Below are 25,000 nucleotides of genomic sequence, written 5' to 3' on the forward strand. Positions count from 1 at the left end.
GGATGCGCGCATCACCGTAGAGAATATCCCACAAGGAGGTTCAACAATGTTCACATCGTCGATCAGAGCCGGATTGACGGCGGTCGCCCTCGGGGCGATCCTCGCCGCTTCACCGGCTCTTGCCACCGTGACTTATACGGTCAACCCTGGGGCGATCGGGGCACCACAGCCCTCCTTCCAGGCAGCCGTGGTTGACTTCAGCTATGAGGCGATCGTCAATCAGGTCGCCCCGGCCGGAGTTTGTACCGTAGCCGTTCCGTGTCAATTCACGGAGACGGGACAGGGCTCCTTCAGCAATTTCAAGCTGGCGGACTTCGTGACGCCGGTCATCAACAGCGGCCTGAACCAGAGCCCAGGCTATACCCTGACGGGACAGTTCAGCGGGTCCGGTACCGCAGTCCCGTTCGGCGACGGGATCAGGGCGACGTTCAACACCTTCGATCTGAAGATGTTCGCGGACAGTGGGGCCGGCCCGCAGCTCGTCGGACAATCGACGGGGCTGATCTCCGGCCAAGCCAACGTCTTCGGTCCATCGCTGGCCAAGGGTGACTTTCACGTGGTCGTCGCGTTCGAGCCGGTCGGCGGATTCTTGAGCGGCCCGTTCATCCTGGGCCTCAATACCGCCGATTTCGCAGGGAACAATACGAACATCACGGGATTCAGCCTGGGCAGCTTTACCAACGGCCGTATTCAGGGCTCCGGCAACCTCACGTTCAACGTGATTCCCGAGCCCTCGTCCTTGCTGCTGCTCGGCTCTGGGCTTGCCGGCCTCGGGTGGTTTGGTCGGCGGCTCCGTCGCTGATTCCCCTCACCGTCTCATTGAAAGCCCTTCCTTCAGCGTCGCTGGAGGGAGGGCTTTTCTTCGTGTGGGCACGGGGTGACGAAGGCATCCACCGGTAGCCGCACCGATCGCCCCCGAACGGGGAGACCACGGCCGAGACGGAACAGCATGCCGCCCACGCCATCCGTGATCAGCCTGGACAACTCCGACCGCAGCTCGGCCAGAAGAGGGGCGTGCTCGGGGAGAAAGCGCGTGAGACCTTCGAGCCGGTACCGGTGATCGAGGTAGAGGCACACCGGCATGGGGTGCGTGTGCCACCCTGCCTCCTCCGCTGCGATCCACAGCCGCTGCACCTGCTCACCCACGCGAATCCAGTCCGCGGGCGTCTTTCCAGGGCCGGCTACCAAGACGAGCGCGCCGCACGCGCGCGCCAGCCAGTGGGACTGCTTGGCCAGCGCGGTGATCAGCCCCCAACGCGACCACCGCTTGACCCGCGGCCATGGCCTGAGCGATCGCAACAGGGGTCTCGCCAACGGCCCCAATCCCAGTCGGTCCACCTCCAAGCCGGTTCGCAGTCGGTCCGCTTCCTCAGGGGTCCACCGGATCGTGGCGAACAGCTCTTCGTGGATCACCGGATGAGAGTAGCGGATGCGGTCGGCCAATTCGATCACCCGAGCCCAGCCGGCAATGGCAGGCCGGGTCGTGATGAGCTCGACCGATGTACCAGGGACCGGGTCGCCCAGCAACGCTCTGAGCACGCCCGGCGGCACCGGACGCGGCACAAAAGGATGACGGTTGACCGTCCGACGGAACAAGGCCGACAGCCGGTTTCGCTCGGGGATGACATGCGGATCGGGACGGAAGACAAGGCGACAGGCGGCGGTGGGGTCACGCCCGTACGTGACGTCCATCTCCATGTGCTCACAGGCAGCGGCAACCCTGACGTTTTCGACGACCGTGCCGACCGAAAGATAGGTCGCCGCGTGTGCATGATCAAAGAAGCTGGCGGCGCGCTCAGGGACGATGGCCACCCGAAGCGTCTGCGCATCCTCGAAGCAGAAGGACCACGGCTGGCAGTTATCGCCCGAAGGCGCACGGACGGCCGCCTCCAGCACCCGATATTGGAACGGCGACATCCGAGTGAGCTGTGTCATGCAACTTCGAGCCGCGTGTCCCAGCTCATCCGACATGGATGGAGCAGCATGCCGGAATCGCTGTAGGACGATGCCGCTGTTAAGCGCAATGGACGCTGTTCCTGACTCCACGCAAGCGAGCACGAACAAAAAGCATTTTCACGGTCAACACCTTATCGCCTCTGCTCGGTTCCGCGCACGCTCCCGCACGACGACGGAAGAGTTGACACGACAAGCCCCGCACGACTGCTCGCTTCAAAAAACGAGCCTGGCACGGGAAGTTTCACATGGCATGGCGGCTGCATAACTCCTCTTCAGTCTCACTACACTCGAGGAGGACGTGCAATGCAGGTTTCAGGAACACTCGGTCAATCGACGCGCAAACGTGTAGGGATCGCGGTAGCGAGCCTGCTCGCGCTCTTGTTGTCGGCACCGTTGGCTCATGCCGTATCCTTCACGGTCAATCCATCCGCCGTGGGGGCGCCACAAAGTCCCTTCACGGCCAGCATCGTCGACTTCAGCTACAGTTCGACGGTCAACCAGACCGCACCGGCCGGTACCTGTACGAACGCCAATCCGTGTACCTTTACTGAAACGGGAACCGGGTCGTTCAGTAATTTCAAGACCAACTTCACGACCCCGGTCATCAACAGCGGGCTCAATCAAAGCCCGGGGTACACAATGACCGGCAACTTCAATGCGACCGGCACGGCGACCCCATTTAACAGCGGCATCAAGGTCAACTACGACACGTTCGACTTACGGTTGTTTGCCAACGGCAACCTGGTCGCCCAGTCAACGGGCTTAGTCGCCGGCGAAGCAAACGTATTCGGTCCCGACTTGGCCAAAGGCGACTTCCATGTCGTATTGAACATCGAGCCGGTCGGTGGCTTTCTGAGCGGCCCGTTCGTCACCGGGCTGAACGTGGCGGACTTCGCCGGCAACAACACGAACCTGCAGGGCTTCAGCCTCGGCTCATTCACGAATGGACGGATCCAGGGTTCAGGCAACCTGTCCTTCAACGTGATTCCGGAGCCGACGACGCTCTTGCTCATCGGGTCGGGACTCGCCATGCTGGGGTGGGCGCGGAGGAAGCAGCGCCGCCTCTGAGGCTCGTCCGGCCGCTACGGCGACTTCGCCTTTACCATCCGGTCGTCCGCCCGTTCTTCGGCAGAGAGGCGGACGACCGGTTGTTCTTTTACCAGCCGCCGCTTCAGATGCCACCGCTTGAGCCGCTGGACGAGCTGCCGGTTGCCCCGCCGCAGGCACCCTTTGACATACCGGCGCAGATACGGGTCGAACTGAAAATAATGCGGCGCGACCACGGGCCGGCTGCGCCCGAGCAGGAGGTTCAGCGTTTCCGCACCGATGATGGCGCTGCACAGGTGGCACGCGATCACCGATGACGGCCCGACTTCGCGCGCGAAATCCACCCGGCTCAGGTCGAGATACCGCAAGTGCAATCCCTTCGGGGCGAGACCGACGGCGAAGGCGACCAATTGGTCGACGCGGGACATCCCGTCGTTCAGATCGAAATACTGATCGAAGCTCATCCCGGTCGGGGAAAAGACGTGCAGTGTCGCGCCGAATCCCAGAGGCCCGGACGTGAGCGCGTAGAGACCCGCGGCCCGTGCCGATCGAAACAACAATCGGCGGGCGTCGACCGCAAAAAAGTCGATCCCGTCGAGCACGACGTCGGCGCCGTCCACGAACCACCGACTGTTCTCGGCCGTGAGGCCTTCGGGAAACAACGTGAGGGAGACATCGGGATTGATCCGCCGGACGATCTCGGCCATCACCTCGACCTTCGACCGACCGACCGTCTCGACCGTCGCCCCATATTGCCGATTGAAATTCGGACTCTCGAAGGAGTCCAGATCGGCCAAACGAAACGAACCGATGCCCAGGCGGGCGAGCGTCACGAGATGCACGCCGCCGACCCCTCCTAAGCCCGCGATGGCCACACAGGCGCGACGAAGCGCGTCTTGCTCCTCCGGGGAGACCAGACCGAGATTTCTGGAAAAGGCGAGCGCATAGTCCCAGTTCCCGATCATCTCGGTCCACCCCGCATGCCAGGGCTCAGGGAGACTGGGGCGGGGCCCAAGCGGCGGGACAGAGCCGCGCGACCACGATCCGTGCAATGTTGCGGAAGACTTTGGCGGCGACTTTCGGAGCCGTCGTCACCAGACGGTCCATCGCTTTCGCGTTCAAGACGAGCAGGGTCGAGTCTTCTTCGGCCACCACGGAGGCATAGCGGATCTCTTCGGTGAGGAACCGGATTTCGCCGAAGATGTCGCCGGCCCGAAGCAGCTTGCTCACCGGGATCGCATCGGAGCCTGAGTGGCGGATTTGCCCGGTCACGTTGAACCGTCCGTCCAGAATGAGGAACAGCTCTCGGCCCGGGTCGCCCGCACGGAGCACCGCGTCGCCGGTTCGGCAGCTCACGTAGTGCCCGAGGGAGGCGAGCAACCGGACGTCCTCGACGGTCAAGCCCGACAGCATCTCGGATTGGGCGGCCTCCCCTTGCATCAAACGCTCGAGCAGGGCATCGGGCATCGCCGGCACGTCCCCGCCCGGCCGGCACCGCGCGACCGCGGCATCCGGAAATCTCGACAGCAACAGGGCCCGCCCTTCGGTGGAAGAAGGGTATCGGCGTGCGATCGGGACGAACGGCGACCGGACCTGTTCGAGGTACTCCAGGTCGTCGATGACGAGGACCATGGGGACCACATACGTGTACTGGACGTGATTGAAGCCGGGACGGTACGGGCGAAACCCCAAGCGCGAGTAGAGCGGCAGCAAACGGGTGTGACAGTCGATGAAGTTAAACTGTTGCCCGCGCTCGCAGACGAACTCGTACATGGCGCACGTCAACTGCTTCAGCAAATGGCTGCCGCGTCGCCCCGGGTGCAGGACCAGACGGGACGTCATGCTGACGCGGTCGGGAAAGGCCGGGGCGAACCGCTCGAGGTCGAAGTGTTCCTCGCACTCGAGCGGGCCGTCGGCGCGCATGATCAGCCGCGCACAGGCGACGATCTCTCCGCGCTGCTCGACATAGAAGTGGTGCGCCCGCTCGTCCCAGGGATCGCGGAGCAGGCGCCGCTTGGGATCCGCCTCCAGATGCCGATCGGCCCCGTTCATCTCCTCGATGTAGACGTCGTAGCGAAGACGGTAGATCGCCTCCCGCTCATCGTCCGAGGTCGCGAGCCGAACCGAGAGATCCGACAGCGGGGCCTCGGACCCGGAAGCCTCGCAGGAAGGCGAGGAACGCCGGGGCAATCCCACGTCCTCCATCCCCCGTTGTCCGGAAGGGTTTTGTCTTAGATTGACGCTCTGACCGCTGCGGTGGGTTTGTGAGACGGCTTGGGCAGGAGGACCCTGCCTGGTCATGAAGCCTGCAACATGGTGCAATTCAACGGTCCTCTTCTAGCGGGGATGAAGAGGAATGTCAAGCGAGGTCGGCCGGTCCAGGGCGACGCCCGGGAGCGCGAAGCGGACAGCGCTCCGCGTCAGGCCTTTTACTGCAGCTCGGGAATGCCTTTCGTCTTGTCCAACCCGTACTTGTGCATCGATTCGTGCAGGGCTTGGCGCGAGATACCCAGCTCCTCGGCGGCCCGCGTGACGTTCCCGTTGGTGCGGGCCAAGGCTTGGCGAATCAGATTCTTCTCGAACTGGGAGCGCGCCTCGCGCAACGTCAGGTAAGGAGCCGGCGGCGGGGCGACCGCCAGTTCCAGGTCCCCGGGTTGGATCGTCGTACCGTGCGCCATCACCACGGCCCGCTTGATCCGGTTTTCCAGCTCGCGGACGTTCCCGGGCCACTCGTACGCCCGGATGGCCTCGCGCGCTTCATCGGACAAGCCGGTGACGCGGGCGTTGAGCTGATCGCGGTAGCGCAAGAGAAACGCCTGAGCGAGGAACACGGCGTCTTCGCCGCGATCCCGGAGCGGCGGCACCTGAATCTGGACCACGCTCAGCCGGTAGTAGAGATCCTTGCGGAAGCCGCCCCGCTCGAGCGCTTCCACCAGGTTCACGTTCGTCGCGGCGACGATCCGGGTGTCGACAGCGATCGATTCCCGCCCGCCGATGCGCTCCACCTGCTGCTCCTGAAGGAACCGGAGCAGCTTGACCTGGAGCGGCAGCGGCAACTCGCCGATCTCGTCCAAGAAGAGCGTGCCGCCCTGGGCCATTTCGATGCGGCCCTTGCGCTGCATGTGCGCGCCGGTAAACGCGCCCTTTTCGTGCCCGAACAACTCGCTCTCCAGCAACGTATCCGGGATCGCCCCACAGTTGATCGCAATGAACGGCTTGTCGCGCCGGGAGCTTTCCCGGTGGATCGCCCGCGCGACCAATTCCTTCCCGGTCCCGCTCTCCCCGGCGATCAGCACCGCCAAATCGGACGCGGCGACACGGCGGATCGTCTCGAACAGGTGTTGCATGGGCACGCTGCTCCCGATGATGCCTTGGAACCCCTCCTGCATCGACTGTTGCTGCAGCCGCCGGTTCTCCTGCTCCAACTGGTAGACGTAGGCCGCCCGCTCCAGGATCAGCTTCAACGTTTCAAGGTGCACGGGCTTTTGGATGAAATCATAGGCCCCGCGCTGGATCGCACTCAGGGCGTTCGCGCGCTCGCTGTTCCCGGTCAGCACGACGACCTTGGTCAGGCGGTCGATGCCCAGGATGCCGTCGAGGAGCGCCAGCCCTTCGACCGCCTCATCGGGGCGAGGCGGGAGGCCGAGGTCCAGCGTGACGAGCGGCGGCCGTTCGCGCTTCATATAGGCCAGCGCCTCCCGTGAATTACCCGCCAGGTGCACCGCATAGCGGTCTTCCAAGGCCCACCGCAACTGTTCTCTGATGTCCTGCTCGTCATCGACGATCAACAATCCCGGCTTCGTCATGTCGTTCTCCTTCGGCTGCTCGCGATCCGTTCAAGCGAACCACGAACCGAGTGCCCCGGCCCGGTTCGCTGTCCACGTCCAATGTCCCGCCGTGGGTCTCCAAGATTTTCCGGCACTGATACAACCCGATTCCCAACCCTCTGCCCTTCGTGCTCCGGAACGGCCGGAACAGGCCGCCGACCGTCGCGGCATCCATCCCGCAGCCGTTGTCCTCGACGACCAACTGCGCGGCGCCTCCGTCGGTCTCGGTCTTCAACACGATCCGCCCTTCGGTGCCGACGGCGTCCTGGGCGTTGAGGAGGAGATTCAGTACGACCTGCCGCAACTGATCCGGATCGGCTTCGACCAGCGGCACCGGGGCCGCCTGCCTGATCAGCGTCGCGCCCGCCGCCTTCTCGAAGTCCTTGAGCACGTCGTCGACCAATGCGTTCACGTCGACGACCGTCATCTTCGGCCGCACGTCGCGCGACAGGGCGGCGATCGTGCCCATCAAGGTGGTCATCCGGCGCACGGTGGATCCGATCGTCGCCATGGCGGCCCGCTGGAACTCGGGGTTGCCGCCGTGGCGCTCCGCATTCTGGATCACCAGCGACAGGGTCGCGATGAAGTTCTTCAGGTCGTGGAGGAAGAAGGTCGAGCACTCGTAGAAGCCTTCCATTTCACGGGCCATGATCAGACGGTCGGCGAGGATCAGGTGCTGGAGGCGGTCCGCGACCTGACCGGCGATGCACCGCATCAGGTCCCTGTCTTGGTGCGAATAGAGGCTGCCGTCCGCTCGCGCGCCCAAGGACACCCAACCGACGGCACGCGGCCCCGCGCGGAGCGGCACCAGGACGGCGGCCTCGGCGGCGACCAGTTCCGCCTCCAGCCCCGGCGGCAGTACGCCATCTCCGATCGAGACTCCCGACGGCTCGAGATGGGTCTCCAGCCAGGCCCGGATCTCTCCCAAGTCCTTCAACCGCCCCGGCGTCTCCCTGGCTTGATGAGCGGCGAGCCGCACCCAGCCCGGCGAGCCCCCGTCGAACGCGGCCCACACGGCGACCGTCCGCGCTCCGAAGATGCCCTTGAACAACTGCATGGCGCGCCAGCCGATCTGCTCCGGGGATCCGGGTGCGCTGATCGCGTCCGTGACTTCCAGCCACCGGGCCCGATAGTCGTAGGTGTGCGGGAAGAAGTGGCGCTCGGCAAACCGTCCGACCGTATGGCGGACATGGGCCGAGAGCAGCACGAAGACGAGCCCGGTGATCGCGAGCAGGACGAACAATGCGCTCAACAGCATGCTGCCGGGGAGACCCGAGCCCTTGATGAACCAGGCGATCGCTCCGGTTCCCGCCAGCACGCCGCCGACGAGCAAGAACGTCAACGAGCCCGAGATGACATTTTTCGAGATGTAGATTTGCACGTCGGGGATCGGCCGATGCAACAGACCATAGCCGATCAACCCGCAGGCGACGGTCGTGACCATGCCGCCCATCCAGGCCAACTCCGCGTGCCACACCGAATACAGCAGCAGATCGGAGGTCTCGTACAGAAAGAACATGCTCACGAGCCCCAGCCCGACGACCGGGAACTTGATGTACCACCGCGACTGTTCATCGGCATGCCGCAGCGTTTGCTCGAGGTTGGCCAGGATGAGGACCTGCGCCACCAGGTACAGCGATCCGAAGACGCGGCCGGCCGGGCCGAGCCCGACATACGCGCCGTCGGGCGACACGATGCGGAGCATCGCCTCCGAGCCGACGAGCGCGAGGAAGACGGCCGCGGCCGCGCTCATCCCCCCCAACACGGGACGCCAGTCGCGCAGTACTTCGTCGGCGTTGGCCCGCGCGAAGGCCAAGCTGAAGAACAGCCACCCGACGGGCAGGAGGATCTCACCGGCCAATGCGACGCGCCGCCATCCCAAGAGCCCCTCCCCCGATTGCGCGAGCAGGCTCATGCCGTTCCCCAACTGCACGACGGCCAAGGCCACCAGGGCCACTGCCAGCGCCCAATGGAGCGGCCGGCGGCGGGTGCGCGCCGCGATCAAAAACGCCAACCCCAGGCAGGCGGCCAGGCCGATGAACGAGGGCGCGATCTGGAGCATCGACTCAGGCATGGTCAATCCGGTAAGAAGGCGGGGAACAGGGGGACGACCTGCTGCAAGAATTGCACGGCCGTCCGATCGGCGGCCTCAGCGGAGCCGATGAGGGGCAGCGACACCCTGACGAGCGCGCCGTCCGTCCGGTTCCGCCGCATGGCGTCCCACACGAGATAGGCCTTCGCCCGATACTCGCTCGTCACCACCCGACCCCGATCCTGGTACCAGTAGAGCACGACCTGCCGGTCCAACCCTTTCTGGATCACCACGCGATTCACACGAAGAGGGCGGCTGCCGACCGTCACGGGCCATTCCTCGCGTGACAGAATCGCCCAGCCGCCGCCCGGCAAACAGTTCAAGGGGGAATGATACGTGGCCCCCGTCCGTTGGCTTCGGTAGTACCCGACGAACAGCGACACCTCCTCGCCGGCCGGATTGCGGTACACCCGCATCATAAAATCGTCGGCCTGCAGGACGTCGCGCACCTCCTGCGGAAGCCCCATGTCTTCCCCGGTCCAGGCGCCGATCACGGCGGGAAAGTGATCGAACGGCTGCCGAACCGGCACCGCCTCTTCCCGGTTGTACTGCCGGCTCAGCAGGAGCATGCCGAGCAAGAGACCGAGGCCGACGAAGGCGTGGGCCGAGAGCTTCATCCCGTAGCTCCCCGGCCCAGCCGGCTCACCAGCCGTGCCACGCCGAACAACATCACGCACGCGACCACGAAGACCAGCCATCCGGAGAAGTCGTGGTAGAAGCCTTGGGCCGCCTCGTCCCCGTAGTACTGAGCCAGGACCCCCGTGCCGGTGACCCGAAACGCGTTGGCGACGATCGCGACCGGCACGGCGGCCAGCACGATCACCACGCGTTTCCAGAAGACCCGCTCGGTGAAGTACGCGAAGGCGGTTCCGAGCGCGAGCAGGGTCATCAACGACCGGATGCCGCTGCAGGCTTCCGCGACTTCGAGCGTCGTGCGGGACAGGGCGATCACGTTCCCTTCCCGGAGCACGGGAATGTTCAACGCCACCAGACAGGACGCCGCGGTCTGAGCCGCAAACCCTTGGAGAGGAAACGCGACGGCGTTCAACAGGATGGCCGGGAGCGGCACCATGAACACGAGAAACGCCAACGGAAAGCTCCACAGGCGGAGCAGGTCCGTTCCGCCCAAGAGCCAGACGAATCCGGCCAGGACGATGATGAGCGAGATCCGTTGAAGGAACAGCTCCGCGCCGATGTGGCCGACCGCGAACATCGCCAGGCCGGCGACGACCACCCCGGCGCCCCACCAATTCGGCGCCGGCTCGAGCCGGGTCAACGCCGCCCGCCGCTCCCAGATGAGATAGGCGGACATGATCGGGATCAGGAACCCGTGCGAATAGTTCCCGTCCATCGACCATTGCCTCACCAGCGAGACCAGGACCGGCCAGTACAGCCACAGGAGCAGGGCGCCGATCAGCGCCGTGACACCCCACGCAGCGCCGGATCCACGCGGCCGGCGATCGTCGACCGGCAGGACCCGTATCTCGACGGCTTGATCCACGTTCACTCGATCCTCCATCACCCTACACGCCGTACCGCGCCGCCCATGCGGAGAGAACCAGCAGCGCCCAGAGGGTTTGCGCATGGTTGGCACGCCCATCGAGATGCTCGTCCACGAGCCGGCGCACCCCCACGGGATTGAACCGCCGGAACCCGGCGAGCCCGCCGTCGAGCACGCGCGTCTGGATGACGTCCAGCAACCGTCCCTTGAACCATCGCTCGATCGGGACGACGAAGCCTTGCTTCGGGCGATCCAGGAATCCCTCGGGAAATCGATTCCGCATCGCCGCTCGCAGCAGCCACTTCCCGGCGCCGTCCCCCTGCCACGCGGTGGGACCCGGGAGCTTCCACGTCGACGGAAGCGCCAGCACCCATTCGACGAGATCGCTGTCGAGCAGCGGCGAGCGGCACTCCAGCGCGTGGGCCATCGACATGCGATCGACCTTCACGAGCAGGTCTTCGGGCATATAGCTCCCCAGGTCGGCGGCCATCATCCGGTTCAACGAATCCGTGCCGGGTGCCTGGTCATAGCGCGCGGCCAGCCAGCCGAGCGCCCGGCCGTCGACACGGCCAAGGAAGTCCGGCTCGTAGAGCGTGCGCTTCACCTCCACGGCGGCCGCCTGGCGCAACGTTGCATAGCGGAGGCCCGGCGGGAGCGACGCCAGCGCCGCCGCCTTCCCCGCCCGCCGCAGAAGGCGCGGCCCCCCCGAACGGGACAACGCGGCGAGCCCGTTCAGCAGCCGCGGGGGAAGCGTCGCGGCCCGGTCGAGCCAACGGGCCGTACGATACCACTGGTACCCCGCGAACAGCTCGTCGCCGCCGTCCCCGGTCAGCGCGACCGTCACCGACTTGCGGGTCATCTCGGCCAGGTACCAGGTGGGCAGCGTCGACGGGTCGGCAAACGGCTCGCCGAAGTGTTGGACGAGGCGGTCGAGCACCGCGATCCCATCCGGCTCGAGGATGTATTCATGATGGTCGGTCCCGAAATGCCGGGCGGCCACTTGGGCGTACCGAAGCTCGCTGTACTGCTCTTCGGGAAAGCCAATGGAAAAGGTCCGCACGGGCTGAGGGCTGAGCTCGGCCATCATCGCGAGCACCGTGCTCGAATCCACCCCGCCGCTCAAGAAACAGCCGATCGGAACGTCGCTCACCATCCGCACGGCCGTCGCCTCCCGCAGCCGTCGTAGGAATTCCGCTTGCGCGTCCTCGCGTGAGCGCGGCGCTTCACGCGTCGGGCTCAGGGACCAGTAGGGCTCGGTGCGGAGACGTCCGCGCTCGATCATCATGCGATGCCCGGCTTCGAGCTTGCGGACGGCGCGATAGATCGTCAGCGGAGCCGGGATGTACCCCAGCGTGAGGTAGGCATCGAGCGCCTCCTCGTCGATCTCACGGCTGATCTCCGGCATGTGGGCCAGCGCGTCGAGCTCCGAGGCGAACAGCACGGCGCGGGGCGTGACCGCGTAGTACAAGGGCTTCTTCCCCAACCGATCCCGTGCGAGCAGCAGCCGTCCGGCCGCCTCGTCCCACAAGGCGAGCGCGAACATGCCTGTCAGCCGAGACAGGCAGCCGGGCCCCTCCTCTTCGTACAGGTGCACGATCGTCTCCGTATCCGTCGCGGTGCGGAAGCGGTGGCCGCGGGCGATCAGGCGGTCCCGCAGGGCCCGGTAGCCGTAGATCTCCCCGTTGAACACGACCGTCACCGAGCCGTCCTCGTTTCCCAACGGCTGGCGCCCGGTCTTGAGATCGATGATGCGCAAGCGGCGATGCCCGAGGCTGACCGTACGGGCCGAGTTCACGTACACGCCCTCTTCGTCCGGACCTCGGTGCACGAGCCGATCCATCAGCTCCCGCACGCGCTCCGGGTGATCGAGCGCCTGCGGCGTGACCGTCGCCATGCCTGCAATGCCGCACATCGACGCGTCCTTTCTCCCCTAGCGGGCCGTCGACAGCGCCACGAAGCCGGTTCCCATGAACTTGAGCGGCGTGCGCCTCAACGGGCTCGCCAGCTTCACGGTCATCGCCGTCAGTCCCGGCGCCAGCACGTCGAACGGCCTGGGCAGCAACGGAAAGTTATAGAACTCGACGCGGTCCAACTGGAAACCGTGCCGGCCCGTCAGCCGGCGGTATTCGCCAACCGAATAGAAGCGATGGGTCAGCAGGTACGGCGTGCGCAGCGGCACGAGCGCGGTCAATGCGCGCCGGGCCGGCAGATAGACCCACTGCTCCCAGATCCGCCAGGGCGAATACGGGTACGGGACGCTCAGGATCAACCGCCCGCCGGGGCGGAGCACCCGACGCATCTCACGGAGCGCCGCGTCCGGATCATCGAGGTATTCCAACAGGCCGATCGCGCAGACCGTGTCGATCGACCGATTCGCCACATCGATCCGGGTGACGTCGCCGACCCGGAACTGGACGTTTCGGAGATCGGTGGTCGCCGCACGGGCGGCGTCGATCATCCCCGCTGCCACGTCCATCCCGATGTACTCGGAGGCCTGGGCCGCCAACTCGCGGCTCATCACGCCCGAGCCGCATCCGATGTCGAGCAGCACGCCGGCGTTCGGCCCGACGCATTCGAGCACGCGCGCCTTCCGCTCGAGAAAGGCGCAGCCGTCGGGCGTGTCCGCCCGGTACCACGAGCTGTAGACGTTCGACTGCTGGTCGAAATACTCCTTAACAAGCCCCGCTGCTTCGCTCATGCGCGTTCCCCCTCCATCGACTGATCAGTCCTTGGACTCCACTCACATGACGGATGAACTCCCGCATCTCGTTCTTGCCCTCGTATCTCGGCAAGGCGTACGGATCGTCCTTCTCGCCCACGACGTCCGGCCGCGTCGCCAAGGCGCATCGAAACGAGAGGTCCCGCAACAGCTCGGTGTGGCGGCGGTCGTAATCCGCGTCATCCCCGTAGGGATACGCGAAGACCGGCGACGGATCGACGCCTTCTTCCCGCAGGCGGGCCAGCGACCCGGCGATCTCGCGGCGAGCGTCCGCACCGGACACGTGCCCGAGCGAGGGGTGCGACACCGTATGCGGCGCGACGGTCATCCCCGGTGTGGCCGCAAGCGCGCGCACCTGCGGCCAGGTGAGCGGTTCCAAGGCGTCGCGGGCGTCCTCGCCGTACGGCTCGTCGAGCGCGAGGTCGGCGAGCAGGGACGTGCGCCGGTCGGGCCTCATTCCCTTCAGGCGTCGCTTCAACGCTCGAGACTCCTCGACGGCATCCTCGCGGCCGCCGGTCGATCCCGTCGCCGCCGCCCGCACGGATTCCGGCAACCGTCCTCGCTCGATGCAATACCGATCCACGACGTCGGTCCACAACGAGGCCGATCCATCGACGAACCCGGTCGTCACGAAGAACGTCGCGGGGATGCCGAGCCCGCACAGGATCGGACACGCGCGCAACCAATTGTTCGCGTACCCGTCGTCGAACGTGACGACCACGGCGTTGGACGGAGGCCGGAGCCCGCGTTCCCTGGCGTCGAGGAGTGCATCGAGCGAGACCGGGCGGCAATACCGCTTCACGTACTCCATCGACTGGATGAAGACCCGCTCCTCCACGTACTTGCCAGGAAACGCCCGGGCATAGGGACTCCCGTCCCTGACGACCGAGTGGTACATCAGGATGCGCGGTCGCCGGGCGCACAACGCGAGCCCCACGCGATGCAAGCGCGCCCCCCACGCGTTCGCCATCTCTTGTCTCCACGCGAGCGGCATCCGTGCTTCGTGTCCTCCCGCCTCTACAATCCGGCCGCCCGGCGGTACGTGGCCGCGGGCGCGGTTCCGGTGACGCACACCCAGCCAGGAATCCCGTCGGTGACCCGGATGTCGATCAGCCCCGCCTCTTCGAACCAGCGACGCACCTCCGGCCGCGTATAGCGAAACTCGTACGTGGGAGACAGCCAGTCGAACGTATCCAGCTCCGACCACTCCTTCGGCTTGTCCGGATAGACGACGGCCGGCAGCAGGCCCACGAGCGTGCGCAGCAGCGGCACGTGGGCCAGCCGGTAGCCGAGCGCGCCGCAGGCGCGCGACACGGCGAGCAGGGCCGGCTTGGGAAGGCGGCCGAGCAGCGCCCGGTACCCGACGCGTTTGAGGAGCGCGATCCGTCCGACCTCGCGCGAATAGACGCAGACGGCGATCCTTCCTCCCGGCTTGAGCAACGGCACCAGGCGGCGGAAAAAGCCCGGCGGATCGGGCGTATGGTGCAGCACCCCGATGCTGTAGACGTAGTCGAACGTCCCGGGCTCGAACGGCAGCTTCCCGATGTCCGCTTGGACGAGATGCACGTTCGGGCGCGCCCCGATGTTGTCGAATGCAGCCTCGATCGCGGCGCTCAGGTCGATGCCCACCACCGTGCCGCCCCAGCGGGCGACCACATCGGCGAAGCGACCCATGCCGCAGCCGGCGTCGAGCACCAAGCGCCCGGCCACGTCCTCCAAGCGGAACCCGATCTCGCTCGCAAACCGGGATTCGGAGTTGTCCTGAGCCGCGCGATCGAGCTGTGTGCGCCGAAACAGGTTCCACTGCAGACCGAAATTCTCGGCGTAGTCCTGGTCACAGAAGCGCGGGATGTACCCGCGGATCGGCCACGTGCGGCAGCGACAGCTCAGGACACCCGAGAGGATCTCGCCCGCCACCGGGCCGACGGTCGCGTCGCTGAGCTGAAACGCCCCGCCGCAGACCGGACACGCGAGATGCTTCATGAACTCGGGCTTCATAGTCCTCCTTCAACATCGGCGGCATGGGCCGGCGCACAGGCCCTCGGCAGGCGCCCGGTTTCCGATAACACCGATCGATAAACCTCGTCGTAGCGGGTCACGGTCGCCTCGAAATCGAAGTGCTCGCGGACCAGGGCCCGGCCGTTGTCGCCGAGCCGGCGCCGGAGCGCCGGGTCGTGGAGCAGGTAGCCGATCGCCCCGGCCAGGGCGCGGGCATCCCCGGGAGGCACCAACAGGCCGTTCTCACCGTCCCGCACCACCTTGGAGATCGCCCCCACCTCGGTCGCGACCACGGCTTTCCCGGCCGCCAGCGCTTCCAACACGACCATGGGAAATCCCTCCTGCAACGAGGGCAGGACGAACACGTCGGCGGCGGCCAACAATTCAGGCACGTCCGAACGCAGTCCGAGCCACTGCACGCGCCCGCTCAACGCCAGATCGGCCGCGCGGCGCTCCAGGCCGGCCTGCTCGTCCCCTTCCCCGATGATCAGCAGGCGTGCATCCGGGTGCCGGGCCAGGACCAGGCGGAAGGCGTCGAGCAAGACGGCGTGGCCCTTTTCGGGCGACAGGCGGGCGACGCACGCGACGACGGCGTCGCGGTCCCGGATTCCCAGAAGCGCCCGGTCCGCCGGAGACGCGCGCTCGAACCGTTCGATCTCCACGCCGTTCTGGATCGTGACGAGCTTGTGTGCGGGGATGCCCACCCGGTCGCGCAGGAACTCCCTGATCGGCTCGGCCACCGCGGTGATGCGGTCCGCCAGCGGCGTGAGCAGCCGCAACAACTGCTGGGCGCGCGGCCGGGTGATCGAATAGTAATCGTGCTCGGTATGCACCAGCCGGCAGCCGGCCAGTCGGGCGGCCAGGCCGCCGTAGAGGAGCTGTCCGATGTGATGCGTGTGGACCAGACGCGTCCGGTCCGACCGGAACTGGCGCACGAGGCGCAGGAGCGGCCCCACGTCCCATTTCCCGGTCCGGCCGAATGCCCGGCACGGGATCCCGTCCTGTTTGAGCAGGTCCGCCAGCGGTCCCCGATAGTGCACCGCGTAGATCGAGCAGGCATACCGCCCGCGCCGGCGGAGCCCGAGGGCCAGCCGCCGCGCAAGCGTTTCCGACCCGCCGACGTCGAGCGCGTAGATGATCTGCGACAACGAAATCCGCTCCATCGGCATGCTATCCCATCGGCGCACAGGCGTCATGAGGGCGAAGGCTCTTCACCGGCCGCGCCGGGTTCCCCGCGACCACGGTCCATTCGGGAACGTCGCGCGTGACCACCGCGTGCGCGCCGACCACCGCTCCGCGTCCGATCCGGACGCCTTTGAGGACCGTCGCGCCCTCTCCGATCCACGCGCCGTCCTCGATCCAAATCGATTTGATCTCCTCGATCGGCGGCGGGAGGTTCTGCATGCGCGCGATCGGGTCGAGCGGATGGTTGTCCTCGGCGGCGATGAAGACGCGATTGGCGATCAGCACGTGCCGGCCGATGTAGACGCCGCGCCCCGTGACGATGCCCGTCTGGTAGCCGATGTAGGACCCGCTCCCGATCTCGAGCACGGGCCGCTCGACCATCTTCGAGCCGACGAACGTGGTCACCCCCGAGATTGTCACGTCGTCTCCGATGACGAGGTGAATCGGTGTGCCCATCAGCAATGGGATCCCGCCGATCAACCGGAGGTTCCGTCCCACCCGCGCACATCGCGTCTTGAAGAGCGGCTCGTGGTACAGGACCCGCAGCATCGTGTGCCAGACGGCCAGCCGGATCCGCCGCTCGTCGTACAGGACGTGATGCACGCCTGGAATGACCGGCATGTGGAGCTCGCGCAGTGCTTTCGCCCAGCGATACAGGCGGGCATACAGGGGCGTCTCCCTCCGGCGGATCTTGACCATGACGTCGTCGATGGCCCGCATGGCTACCGTTCGGCCTTGTGCCAGATGACCGACTGCTGCCCGAGCAGGTATCGCCACAAGCCGAGCACGGCGGCCATGTTGACGGCGCAAAAATAATAGGGGACGTACACCGGCAGCCAGGCGCGCAGCGAACGGCTCGCCCAGCCGGCGAGCGCGAGCCCGTAGAACGCGGCTTGGACCACCAGGGCCGTGGCCAAGGCGGGATGGCTTCGACCGGCCGCCGCGGCGCCGAAGGCCGCGGCGAGAAAGACCGGGACCAGCCACCGGAACACCTTGTGCGAGAGCAGCTCGAACGCGACGACCGGCGAGGCGAAGACGCGCAGCAGACGCCGGTGGCGTCGGATCGCTTGATAGCCGCCCGCGATCATCCGGACCTTGCGCCGGAACTCCGCCCGCACGTCGGGCACGACGATCTCGCTCGCCCGGGCGGCGGGCTCGAACACCACGCGCGATCCAGCCGCGACGACGGTGAGCGCGATGTCGAAGTCGTCGGCGATCGTCTCCTGCGGAAGCGGCGAAAAGAGGGCGCGCCGGACCGCGAACAAGGCGCCGTCGGCTCCGATCATCGTCGCCAGCCGACTCTCGCGCTCGAACACCCATCGCTCATAGCGCATGTAGAGACCTTCCCCGAGCGGCTCGCCGGTCCGATCCGCGACCAGCGCGACGCAGCCGGACACCCCGCCGACCGTCGGATCGGCGAAGCGGGCGACCAGCGCACGAAGCGCGCCTTTTTCCAACAGCACGTTGGCATCCGTGAAGACCAGCACGTCGCCGGAGGCGCGCTCCGCCCCCGCATTCAACGCACTGGGCTTTCCACGCCGCTCCGATCGGATCACGACGTCGACCCGTTCCCGATAGCGCTCCAGGATCGCCGCCGTCCCGTCGGTGGAGCCATCCGAGACCGCGATGATCTGCAGACGGCTCTCGGGATAATCGAGGGCCAGGGTGTTGTCCAACTTCCGCGCAACCCAGCGCTCCTCGTTGTGGAACGGGACGACGATCGAGACCGCCGGGAGAGTTGACAGCACGGGTGTCGAGGCGGCTTGACGGCCGAGCACGACCAACAGCGCCGGATAGACCACGTACGTGTAGGACAAGGCCGCTACGGCGAGGCTGAAGATGATGATCTCCATCTGCATGCAGGAGCGCGAATTCGAGACGTCTCTCGAGGTGGATCAAGGCTCGGACGGCCGTCATCTTTACAAAGAATCCCGAGACCAACTATCAGAAGGAACCCCAGTGGAGGTGTAGGTCTTTGGCACGATGGATGACGGCGTGAACCGGCGGCAAGACTCCGAGCCGGCATGGCCCGGGCGTATGGCTCGACCCCGAACACAGCGCTCCCGACCCACGACGACGCCGGGAGCGCTGTAGGTGCCCGGCTGCCCGGCGCTCCCTGCTCAACACACGACCCTGAAACGACCGCAGAGGGAGGTGGTCCAGCTTCCTGGGCTACGAAGGCATCAAACTTTGCACCTCTCCGTCCAGTTTTGTACGCAGTACGCCGTAATCCCTGCTCCCTGAACAGTTGGCGGGCGAAGCCGAACGAACGAGCCAGAAGTAGCCGGCATCCCAACGTCTTCTCCTACAACTCATCCATTTAATTATTTAGGATAATGTACGTAATCATACGCGGGTGGCTTGCTTGTTGCTGCCCGGACCACAGCCAGTCGCACACCAGGAGCGCAATGATGGCGGTTCTGCTCACAGCAGTCTGGGTCGCGTTCTTGACCGCAGCCACGTGGCCGCACCCCGTTCACGCCGATCCACCTCCGATCCCCTACCTGGCGCAGTGGGAGTCCCAGATGACCAAGTATGGGGAGCAGCACTGCAACTACCTCAAGGATCGGTCGCGCAGCGGGGCGGAGCGCCTTGGGGCAACTTACTACGACGGTGAGCGCATCTACTATCAGATCTGGGCCTACACCAAGGATCCCAAATGGCTCACCTGCGCCGAGGCGGCTGAAGACGCGTATCGCGATGGGTACGTGCTCGCCAACAACGGCAAGGTGGCCGGTTGGATGATCTTCCCCCACGGGCTGTTGAGGGATTTCCAAGAGACCGGCGACACCCACTCGCAGGACGCGCTGATCCGGATGTCCCGCAACGCCGCCTACGGCACACCGGGATTCGGCCTCGGGGCGCTTTCCGACCCGAAGTACAGCCGCGAGGTCGCGTACAACCTCATGTGCAAGATCCTGGCGGAGCGCATGGGCTCGCCGTACGACTACTCGGCCGACATCACCCGGCTCGCCGAGGAAGCGTTCCGGCACATGGACGCGTGGTTCGTGACGAAGACGGCCCCGTACGTGAGACCGTTCATGGTGGCCCTGACCTCGGAAGCGCTGATCACGTATTACGGGAAGACCCAGGACAGCCGGGTGCTCCCGATCCTGCGCACCGCCGCGGATTACCTCTGGGACCACGCGTGGCTGCCGAACGATCAGGCGTTCATGTATACGGACCGCGCCTCGAACGACAACAGCGGCGGGATGACGCCGGCCGTCGATTTGAACCTGCTGATCGCGCCGGTCTACGCCTGGCTGTACATGCAGACCGGGGACACCAAGTATCAGGAACGCGGCGATCAAGCGTTCGCGGGGGCGGTCAAGAAGGGACCGACGTTCCTGTTCTATGCGAAACAGTACGATCAGAACTACCGGTGGAGCTTCGATTACGTGACGTGGCGCAGCCAGGGCGCACGCGTCGCCGCATCCCCTACCTCGGCCCCGCCGCAGCCGTCCGAGCCGGCCGCGCCTCCAGCGCCGCCGGCACCGAGCAACGGGCCCAGCCGGGTGGAGCCGCCGTCCTCCCCGCCGTCCGGGCCGCGATCCATCGTCACGAACGACCAGGCGGAGCCCACGCCGGACCCGGACAAGCCGCGAGGGATGATCAAAAAGAAGCGGCGGTAGAGCGGCCGCGCCGTTTGAAGAAAGGAGCACGAGTGACACGCACCCGACCGATCGCGTCCGCCGCCTGGTTCCTGCTGCTCATGTTGTGGCTGCTCCACGGCGCGCTGGGGGCGCCCGGTGAATCGCGTGCGGCCATGCAACGGGCAGGAAAGGCGGCCGCCCCCGCCGTGCAGAAGAAGCCCGCCGCCGCGACGGCGACGCCGGCACCCGAGGAGCCACGGGCCGCGCCGCCTACGCGGGTCTTGCGGACCAGAACGGAGCAGGTCGCCTCCGCTCCCCCTCCGGCGCCGGCGGCGCCCTCCAGCCGCGGGATGGACTTCTCCATCGCCGGGTTTGGAGGCTGGTCGATCCCGCTCCAGCAAGACCTCACCGTCACCGATTCCGATCCCACCATCGGCGACAACTACACGGCGAAGAACTTGTCGCTGAAGCACTCGCCCTCGCTCGGGCTCAAGGCGACGGCCTGGACGTCGGCGGTGCGCGACCGGCTCGGGATCGATCTCGGCCTCGAGCTCGATTACATGCACTTTCGCCCGACCTTGAAGGAGCAGGACGCCGACGCGACGGGATCCGATGTGGATAGCCCTGTGGTCGGTGTCACCACGAGTCGGACACGGCTCAGAGCCCATCTCATCGCCCTCAACGTCATGGTCCGGTGGCCGCTTGGCGTCTCGCCGGCGTTTCCACACGGCCGTTGGTACCCGTATGTCGGGGCCGGCGGCGGGGTTCAAATCACCCGGGCCATCGCGGCCGAGAGCGGGATGAGCGATACGAGCACCGCCGCCTTATGGCAGGCGCTGGCGGGAGTCAAATTCTTCGTGACCAGGCACGTCGCGCTCTTCGGCGAGTACAAGCATACCTATGCCGACCACGCCTTCACCTTCGGGACGTCGAGACAAGAGCTGACTGTCCAGGCGAATCACCTGCTCGCGGGTCTGGCGTTCCACTTCTAGAGACGAGGACGTCCTGATAGAGCTGAACGACCCGCTCCGCCCGTGCGGCGGGCGTGAACTGAGCCCGCACGTAGGCCGCTCCGCGGGCGCCCAGCTCCTCGCATGCCGCCGGCTCTGAAAGCGCCTCCCGTATGGCGAGGGCGAGCGCACGGGCATCCCCCGGCGGCACCAGCCACTTCAGTTGTGCCGGCCGCATCACCTCCGGAATGCCGCCGACTTCGGTGGCGACCACCGCCTTCCGGTACACGAACGCTTCCAACAGCACGTTCGGCAAGCCTTCGCTCAGCGACGGGATCACGACCAGATCGAGCGCCGGGTACACGCCGGCGATGTCGCGGCAATGGCCGGCGAAGAGCAGCCGATTCCCGAGCGCCGCTTCGCCGGCCGTCCGCTGAAGCGCGTCCCGGTCAGGACCGTCTCCGACGAGCACGGCGTGGACGCCCGGGAAATCCGGGGCAAGCCGCCTGAAGGCCTCGAGGAACACCGCCTGCCCCTTCTCCCGGCTCAGCCGGCCGATGACCCCGATGAGCCGCGCCTGATCGGGCACCCCCACGCGCCGCCGGAACGCACGCCCGTCCGACGCGGGGTGATCGCCTGGATCCACGCTGTTGTGGATGACGTGAATGCGATCCGGCGCCACCCCGCTCGCGGCCAACAGGCGTTTCATCGCCTCGGACACCGCCACTACGCGATCGGCACGCCGCAGCAGCCAACGATCGAGGCGATTGTACAGCGTGATGCGACGATCCTCGCTCGTATACCCATGCGAGAACGCCACCCACGGCACGCCGGTCACCGACCGAGCGATCCACGCGATCACGGCGGGTTTATAGCCGTGCGACTGGATGATGGCCGGTCGCTCCCGTCGGATGATGCGCACGGCTTGCCGAACGAGGCCCGGATCGTACCGCCGGCGCTGCACCAACACCTCGACGCAATACCCGCGAGATCGGGCCTCCTCGATGACCGGGGTGGTCCGGTGCCCGCCGAGCAGAAACATCCCGAGCAGGAACCGGACGCCTTTGTCCCTCGTCTGCTCGACCAATTGGAACAGCCCCCGGGTGGGCCCGCTGACCTCACTGGTCGCCATCAACGCGAACACGTTCATCGCGGCCCCTGCCCGACTCCCTGCGTGAAGCGGCCCGGCCCTTCCCTCGTCATTGACATCGTCAGGCGACCGGCTGCGCGTGCCGATACCGCGGCCCGGCATCGAGGCACCGCTCGTACACGCCCTCCAAGGTCTTGACGATGTGGCCCCAGTCGTACTTGGTCGCCGCGAGTCGGCGGCCCGCCGCTCCCAGCCGCCTGCGGACGTCGCCGTCTTCCAAGACCGTGATGACGCGCGCCGCAAAGTCGTCGGGACGATCGGCGATCATCAGGTCCCGTCCCGGCACCGCCTCGATCCCTTCCGCTCCCAACGTGGTGCTGACGACGGCCTTGCCCATGGCCAGGGCCTCGAGAATCTTCAGGCGTGTCCCGCCGCCGATACGGAGCGGCACGACGACGGCGCGGGCTTTCGCCAGGTAGGGCCGGACGTCGGTGACGAAGCCGGTGACTTCGATCATACCCGGGTACGCCAAGCGCGAGATCGCGGGCACCGGATGGCCGCCGACGATCTGGAACAGGACGTTCGGGCGCCGGGCCCGGATACGGGGCAAGATCCGATGACAGAACCACCGCACGCCTTCGACGTTCGCGTGATAGTCCATGCGGCCGACGAAGACCACACGCTCGCGGTCCTCCGTCGCTCCGTCGGGCTGCGCCTCGGCGACCGAGGCCGCGTGGACGCCGTTCGGCACGACGCTGACCCGCTCGACGTTGGCGCACGTCTGCAGCAGGACCCGCTCTTCGTCCGAGCACGTCAGGCAATGTGTGAACGCCGGACAGACCTGGCGCTCGTAGGTGGCGAGCTTGCGCCAGGTGACCTCGGCATACAGGCGCTTGAACGGGTTCGGGATCTGCCTGGCGAACCGCTTCATCAGCAGCGACTCGATGTTGTGCAGGTCGAGGACGGCGGGAACCCCGTGGCCCAGGGCGTACTGGGCCGTGTGCAGGCTCTCGGCTTGGATCAGATCGATCTCGTGCCGCCGCAGCACCGCCTTCACGGCCTCCGCCATCTGCGGGTGGTGATAGTTGAGGATCGGAAACGCCGTCTTCGCGAACAGGCCCTGGGCCAGCTTCACCGGGGAATACCGCGGAGACCGGGGGATCACGTGAAGATCGACGCCATGCTCGCGCAACCGGTCGGCGGCCAGCGCCTCGTCGATCGGCCGGTAAAACGAGACGACCGACACGTCGTGCCGCTCCGCCAGCGCACGGAGGAAGGCGAAGACGCGGATCTTCCACCCGTCCGTGGGGGGATACGGGAGGGTCCCGGTGAGAAACAGCAGCTTCATCGTCAGTCCTTCCCGTCCTTCTCGGCGCCGGCGGCGTGCCCCTCGGCGACCGCCGTGGACCGCGACCGCCGCAGGCGGTAGAGGCACTGTTTCGGCCATTCGATGAAGACGCGTTCGCCATACGGCAGATGCCGCTCGATGGCTCGAAAGGCGCCATAGCGCCATCGGTCGAACACATAATCCGCATAGCCGTACCACCGGACGATCTCGGCGCCGAAACTGCGCTTGAACTGATAGACGCCGTACCCTTTGTCGGTCTCACTGGGCGGATAGTTCGTCCCCGTCCCGCCGAAGTCGTAGGTTCGGCAGCCGTGCGCGATCGCCCAGCGGATCATCTCCCACTGGATCGCCCAGCCGGCGCGCTGCATCGAGTAATCGTTGCTGAGGTACAGCAGGCTCGCGCCGGCGCCGAACCGGACTGAAATGCCGCCCGCGACGGGCGTGGCGTCCTTGCGCGCGAGAAACAGGCGGGCCATCCCCGGCTTGATCAGGGTGCGGTGCAGCACGCGGAAATAGTCGAGCCCGCGCACGGGAATCCGCTTCTTCATGCCGGTGTCCTGGAGCAGGCGGTAGAAATGCTCGAGGTCGAGCTCGCCGTCCCCCTCTTCGATCACTACCCCTCGCTTGGCCGCGTGGCGCACCTTGGTCCGGATCTTCGTCCCCAGCTTCGCGAAGACCGCCGCTTCCCCCTCCGCGATGCTCATCTGCATCTCGTACTTCGGCCGGTTCCAGTACGACCATTCCATCGGCACCGCCCGGAAGCCCGCCGACTCGAATCCGCGGGCGCGTTCGGCGTCGTCGAACAGGACCGGGGGCTCGATACGCCAGAAGAGACCGCCCGTCTCGCGGGCGATCTGCCGGGCGGCCTCCACCAGCGCCGGGAGGGCGGCCGGGTGAGAGCCGAGGATCGGGCCGCGCGGCGAATAGAGCAGCGTCCCCACCCCACCCGGCAACGACTTCGAGAGGATCAGCGCGGCGCCCGCCCACTCTTCACCGTCGGCGACCGCGACGTACCACGGTCGCCATCCTTGGGCCTCGCGCACCTCTCCCCACTCATAGGACTGAAACACGTTGCCGCCCGGCTGGAGCCCCACGAACCGATTCCACGCCTCGCGGTCCGGATTGCGTACGATCTGCAGGCTCATATCGAGTGCACCTCGCTCAACGAGCGGGCCGGCATCGCGGGACGGCCGTAAGCCACCACACCCGAGGGGATATCCCGCGTCACCAGCGACCCCGCGCCGATCACCACTTCGTCGCCGATCATCACTCCTCCCAAGATCAACGTCTGCGCCCCGATCCAGACGTGGTCGCCGATCTGAATCGGCTCCACCGTCCGCGGGTACAGCGCGGTCAGGCGGTTCCCGATGCGCGACCCCGGGTCGCTGTGGGTGATGAACATGCAGCCGGGCGCGATCGCGGTATGCGAGCCGATGCGGACCCGCCCGGTCAGGTCGATCATCGTCCCGGTCCCGATCACCGAATCATGCCCCACCGAGAGGTTGGCGAAGCCGGCGAAGGGATTGATGAGGACGACCTCGTAGATCCGCGCGCGCTTGCCGATCCGGGCGCCCAGGAGATGAAGGCAGCGCGCTCTCAGCCGCGGATGGATGCACCACCGCAGCAGCTTTTCGATCAGCATCCACCACCCGACTTTGACCGCGTCGAACACGGCCGCTCGATCCTCTCACCCC

Annotated in this window: 22 protein-coding genes; 4 read left to right on the forward strand and 18 right to left on the reverse strand. The window is 66.5% G+C overall.

Annotated features, from left to right (window positions below; translation table 11 throughout):
* Nucleotides 1-46 precede the first annotated feature (46 nt).
* Nucleotides 47-802 (forward strand): flocculation-associated PEP-CTERM protein PepA, encoded by a 756-nt coding sequence (gene pepA, locus ACWHYV_RS14195; protein ID WP_447977148.1) that lies wholly within the window; start codon nucleotides 47-49, stop codon nucleotides 800-802.
* 32 nt (nucleotides 803-834) lie between these two features.
* Here the strand turns inward: pepA (ACWHYV_RS14195) and ACWHYV_RS14200 are convergent, their stop codons facing one another.
* The gene (locus tag ACWHYV_RS14200) at nucleotides 835-1,935 is read right to left on the reverse strand and encodes a hypothetical protein (RefSeq protein ID WP_447977149.1); all 1,101 of its coding nucleotides are present in this window, start codon (nucleotides 1,933-1,935) and stop codon (nucleotides 835-837) included.
* A gap of 324 nt (nucleotides 1,936-2,259) precedes the next feature.
* Between ACWHYV_RS14200 and pepA (ACWHYV_RS14205) the strand changes: the two genes are divergently transcribed.
* On the forward strand, nucleotides 2,260-3,024 hold the full coding sequence (gene pepA / locus ACWHYV_RS14205) for a flocculation-associated PEP-CTERM protein PepA (RefSeq protein ID WP_447977150.1): 765 nt from the start codon (nucleotides 2,260-2,262) through the stop codon (nucleotides 3,022-3,024).
* Between the two features lie 14 nt (nucleotides 3,025-3,038).
* Here the strand turns inward: pepA (ACWHYV_RS14205) and ACWHYV_RS14210 are convergent, their stop codons facing one another.
* The 13 genes from ACWHYV_RS14210 to ACWHYV_RS14270 form a co-directional block, all read right to left on the reverse strand.
* Nucleotides 3,039-3,968 carry a ThiF family adenylyltransferase gene (locus tag ACWHYV_RS14210; RefSeq protein WP_447977151.1) on the reverse strand — a complete coding sequence of 310 codons (930 nt, stop codon included), beginning with the start codon at nucleotides 3,966-3,968 and terminating at the stop codon, nucleotides 3,039-3,041.
* Nucleotides 3,969-3,993: 25 nt separating this feature from the next.
* Nucleotides 3,994-5,199, reverse strand: a complete 1,206-nt coding sequence (locus ACWHYV_RS14215; RefSeq protein ID WP_447977152.1) for a cyclic nucleotide-binding domain-containing protein — start codon at nucleotides 5,197-5,199, stop codon at nucleotides 3,994-3,996.
* 233 nt (nucleotides 5,200-5,432) lie between these two features.
* Entirely contained in the window at nucleotides 5,433-6,809 is a 1,377-nt protein-coding gene (prsR, locus tag ACWHYV_RS14220; protein ID WP_447977153.1) for a PEP-CTERM-box response regulator transcription factor, read from the reverse strand.
* Nucleotides 6,778-8,904: an XrtA/PEP-CTERM system histidine kinase PrsK gene (prsK, locus tag ACWHYV_RS14225; protein WP_447977154.1), complete on the reverse strand. Its 2,127-nt coding sequence runs from the start codon at nucleotides 8,902-8,904 to the stop codon at nucleotides 6,778-6,780. The genes prsR and prsK overlap by 32 nt, the downstream gene beginning before the upstream one ends.
* A gap of 2 nt (nucleotides 8,905-8,906) precedes the next feature.
* On the reverse strand, nucleotides 8,907-9,539 hold the full coding sequence (locus ACWHYV_RS14230; RefSeq protein ID WP_447977155.1) for an exosortase C-terminal domain/associated protein EpsI: 633 nt from the start codon (nucleotides 9,537-9,539) through the stop codon (nucleotides 8,907-8,909).
* Complete coding sequence (gene xrtA, locus ACWHYV_RS14235) at nucleotides 9,536-10,429, reverse strand: exosortase A (RefSeq protein ID WP_447977156.1); 894 nt, start codon at nucleotides 10,427-10,429, stop codon at nucleotides 9,536-9,538. The genes ACWHYV_RS14230 and xrtA overlap by 4 nt, the downstream gene beginning before the upstream one ends.
* 16 nt (nucleotides 10,430-10,445) lie before the next feature.
* Nucleotides 10,446-12,335, reverse strand: coding sequence for an asparagine synthase (glutamine-hydrolyzing) (asnB, locus tag ACWHYV_RS14240; RefSeq protein WP_447977157.1), 1,890 nt, complete (start codon nucleotides 12,333-12,335; stop codon nucleotides 10,446-10,448).
* An 18-nt stretch (nucleotides 12,336-12,353) separates the two neighbouring features.
* Nucleotides 12,354-13,121: a class I SAM-dependent methyltransferase gene (locus ACWHYV_RS14245; protein ID WP_447977158.1), complete on the reverse strand. Its 768-nt coding sequence runs from the start codon at nucleotides 13,119-13,121 to the stop codon at nucleotides 12,354-12,356.
* On the reverse strand, nucleotides 13,096-14,112 hold the full coding sequence (locus tag ACWHYV_RS14250; protein ID WP_447977159.1) for a polysaccharide deacetylase family protein: 1,017 nt from the start codon (nucleotides 14,110-14,112) through the stop codon (nucleotides 13,096-13,098). Before ACWHYV_RS14250 ends, ACWHYV_RS14245 begins: the two co-directional genes overlap by 26 nt.
* Nucleotides 14,113-14,159: 47 nt before the next feature.
* Complete coding sequence (locus tag ACWHYV_RS14255) at nucleotides 14,160-15,140, reverse strand: methyltransferase domain-containing protein (protein WP_447977160.1); 981 nt, start codon at nucleotides 15,138-15,140, stop codon at nucleotides 14,160-14,162.
* A complete protein-coding gene (locus ACWHYV_RS14260) occupies nucleotides 15,137-16,309 on the reverse strand; it encodes a glycosyltransferase (RefSeq protein ID WP_447977161.1) in 1,173 nt (390 codons plus the stop codon). Before ACWHYV_RS14260 ends, ACWHYV_RS14255 begins: the two co-directional genes overlap by 4 nt.
* 1 nt (nucleotide 16,310) lies before the next feature.
* Entirely contained in the window at nucleotides 16,311-17,045 is a 735-nt protein-coding gene (locus ACWHYV_RS14265) for an acyltransferase (RefSeq protein ID WP_447977162.1), read from the reverse strand.
* Nucleotides 17,046-17,047: 2 nt separating this feature from the next.
* Entirely contained in the window at nucleotides 17,048-18,184 is a 1,137-nt protein-coding gene (locus tag ACWHYV_RS14270) for a glycosyltransferase family 2 protein (protein ID WP_447977163.1), read from the reverse strand.
* Nucleotides 18,185-18,733: 549 nt separating this feature from the next.
* Here ACWHYV_RS14270 and ACWHYV_RS14275 point away from each other — a divergent pair.
* Nucleotides 18,734-19,957: a hypothetical protein gene (locus ACWHYV_RS14275; RefSeq protein WP_447977164.1), complete on the forward strand. Its 1,224-nt coding sequence runs from the start codon at nucleotides 18,734-18,736 to the stop codon at nucleotides 19,955-19,957.
* 32 nt (nucleotides 19,958-19,989) lie between these two features.
* On the forward strand, nucleotides 19,990-20,910 hold the full coding sequence (locus ACWHYV_RS14280) for an outer membrane protein (protein ID WP_447977165.1): 921 nt from the start codon (nucleotides 19,990-19,992) through the stop codon (nucleotides 20,908-20,910).
* Here the strand turns inward: ACWHYV_RS14280 and ACWHYV_RS14285 are convergent.
* The 4 genes from ACWHYV_RS14285 to ACWHYV_RS14300 all read right to left on the reverse strand — a co-directional run bounded on the left by ACWHYV_RS14285 (nucleotide 20,834) and on the right by ACWHYV_RS14300 (nucleotide 24,978).
* Nucleotides 20,834-22,018 carry a glycosyltransferase gene (locus ACWHYV_RS14285; RefSeq protein WP_447977166.1) on the reverse strand — a complete coding sequence of 395 codons (1,185 nt, stop codon included), beginning with the start codon at nucleotides 22,016-22,018 and terminating at the stop codon, nucleotides 20,834-20,836. The genes ACWHYV_RS14280 and ACWHYV_RS14285 overlap by 77 nt on opposite strands.
* 61 nt (nucleotides 22,019-22,079) lie before the next feature.
* Entirely contained in the window at nucleotides 22,080-23,306 is a 1,227-nt protein-coding gene (locus ACWHYV_RS14290) for a glycosyltransferase (RefSeq protein WP_447977167.1), read from the reverse strand.
* Between the two features lie 2 nt (nucleotides 23,307-23,308).
* Nucleotides 23,309-24,451 carry a lipid II:glycine glycyltransferase FemX gene (locus tag ACWHYV_RS14295; protein WP_447977168.1) on the reverse strand — a complete coding sequence of 381 codons (1,143 nt, stop codon included), beginning with the start codon at nucleotides 24,449-24,451 and terminating at the stop codon, nucleotides 23,309-23,311.
* Nucleotides 24,448-24,978: an acyltransferase gene (locus ACWHYV_RS14300; RefSeq protein WP_447977169.1), complete on the reverse strand. Its 531-nt coding sequence runs from the start codon at nucleotides 24,976-24,978 to the stop codon at nucleotides 24,448-24,450. Before ACWHYV_RS14300 ends, ACWHYV_RS14295 begins: the two co-directional genes overlap by 4 nt.
* Nucleotides 24,979-25,000 lie beyond the last annotated feature (22 nt).

The sequence above is a fragment of the Candidatus Nitrospira bockiana genome, from assembly GCF_965152565.1.

Bases quoted from the DNA above. Each gene is read 5' to 3' on its own strand.
- ACWHYV_RS14290 (WP_447977167.1), bottom strand. From the start codon at position 23,306: ATGAAGCTGCTGTTTCTCACCGGGACCCTCCCGTATCCCCCCACGGAC.
- pepA (WP_447977150.1), top strand. From the start codon at position 2,260: ATGCAGGTTTCAGGAACACTCGGTCAATCGACGCGCAAACGTGTAGGG.
- prsR (WP_447977153.1), bottom strand. From the start codon at position 6,809: ATGACGAAGCCGGGATTGTTGATCGTCGATGACGAGCAGGACATCAGA.
- ACWHYV_RS14230 (WP_447977155.1), bottom strand. From the start codon at position 9,539: ATGAAGCTCTCGGCCCACGCCTTCGTCGGCCTCGGTCTCTTGCTCGGC.
- ACWHYV_RS14210 (WP_447977151.1), bottom strand. From the start codon at position 3,968: ATGATCGGGAACTGGGACTATGCGCTCGCCTTTTCCAGAAATCTCGGT.
- ACWHYV_RS14255 (WP_447977160.1), bottom strand. From the start codon at position 15,140: ATGAAGCCCGAGTTCATGAAGCATCTCGCGTGTCCGGTCTGCGGCGGG.
- ACWHYV_RS14260 (WP_447977161.1), bottom strand. From the start codon at position 16,309: ATGCCGATGGAGCGGATTTCGTTGTCGCAGATCATCTACGCGCTCGAC.
- ACWHYV_RS14265 (WP_447977162.1), bottom strand. From the start codon at position 17,045: ATGCGGGCCATCGACGACGTCATGGTCAAGATCCGCCGGAGGGAGACG.
- ACWHYV_RS14285 (WP_447977166.1), bottom strand. From the start codon at position 22,018: ATGAACGTGTTCGCGTTGATGGCGACCAGTGAGGTCAGCGGGCCCACC.
- prsK (WP_447977154.1), bottom strand. From the start codon at position 8,904: ATGCCTGAGTCGATGCTCCAGATCGCGCCCTCGTTCATCGGCCTGGCC.
- asnB (WP_447977157.1), bottom strand. From the start codon at position 12,335: ATGTGCGGCATTGCAGGCATGGCGACGGTCACGCCGCAGGCGCTCGAT.
- ACWHYV_RS14200 (WP_447977149.1), bottom strand. From the start codon at position 1,935: ATGACACAGCTCACTCGGATGTCGCCGTTCCAATATCGGGTGCTGGAG.
- ACWHYV_RS14250 (WP_447977159.1), bottom strand. From the start codon at position 14,112: ATGGCGAACGCGTGGGGGGCGCGCTTGCATCGCGTGGGGCTCGCGTTG.
- ACWHYV_RS14270 (WP_447977163.1), bottom strand. From the start codon at position 18,184: ATGCAGATGGAGATCATCATCTTCAGCCTCGCCGTAGCGGCCTTGTCC.
- ACWHYV_RS14275 (WP_447977164.1), top strand. From the start codon at position 18,734: ATGATGGCGGTTCTGCTCACAGCAGTCTGGGTCGCGTTCTTGACCGCA.
- ACWHYV_RS14245 (WP_447977158.1), bottom strand. From the start codon at position 13,121: ATGAGCGAAGCAGCGGGGCTTGTTAAGGAGTATTTCGACCAGCAGTCG.
- ACWHYV_RS14295 (WP_447977168.1), bottom strand. From the start codon at position 24,451: ATGAGCCTGCAGATCGTACGCAATCCGGACCGCGAGGCGTGGAATCGG.
- pepA (WP_447977148.1), top strand. From the start codon at position 47: ATGTTCACATCGTCGATCAGAGCCGGATTGACGGCGGTCGCCCTCGGG.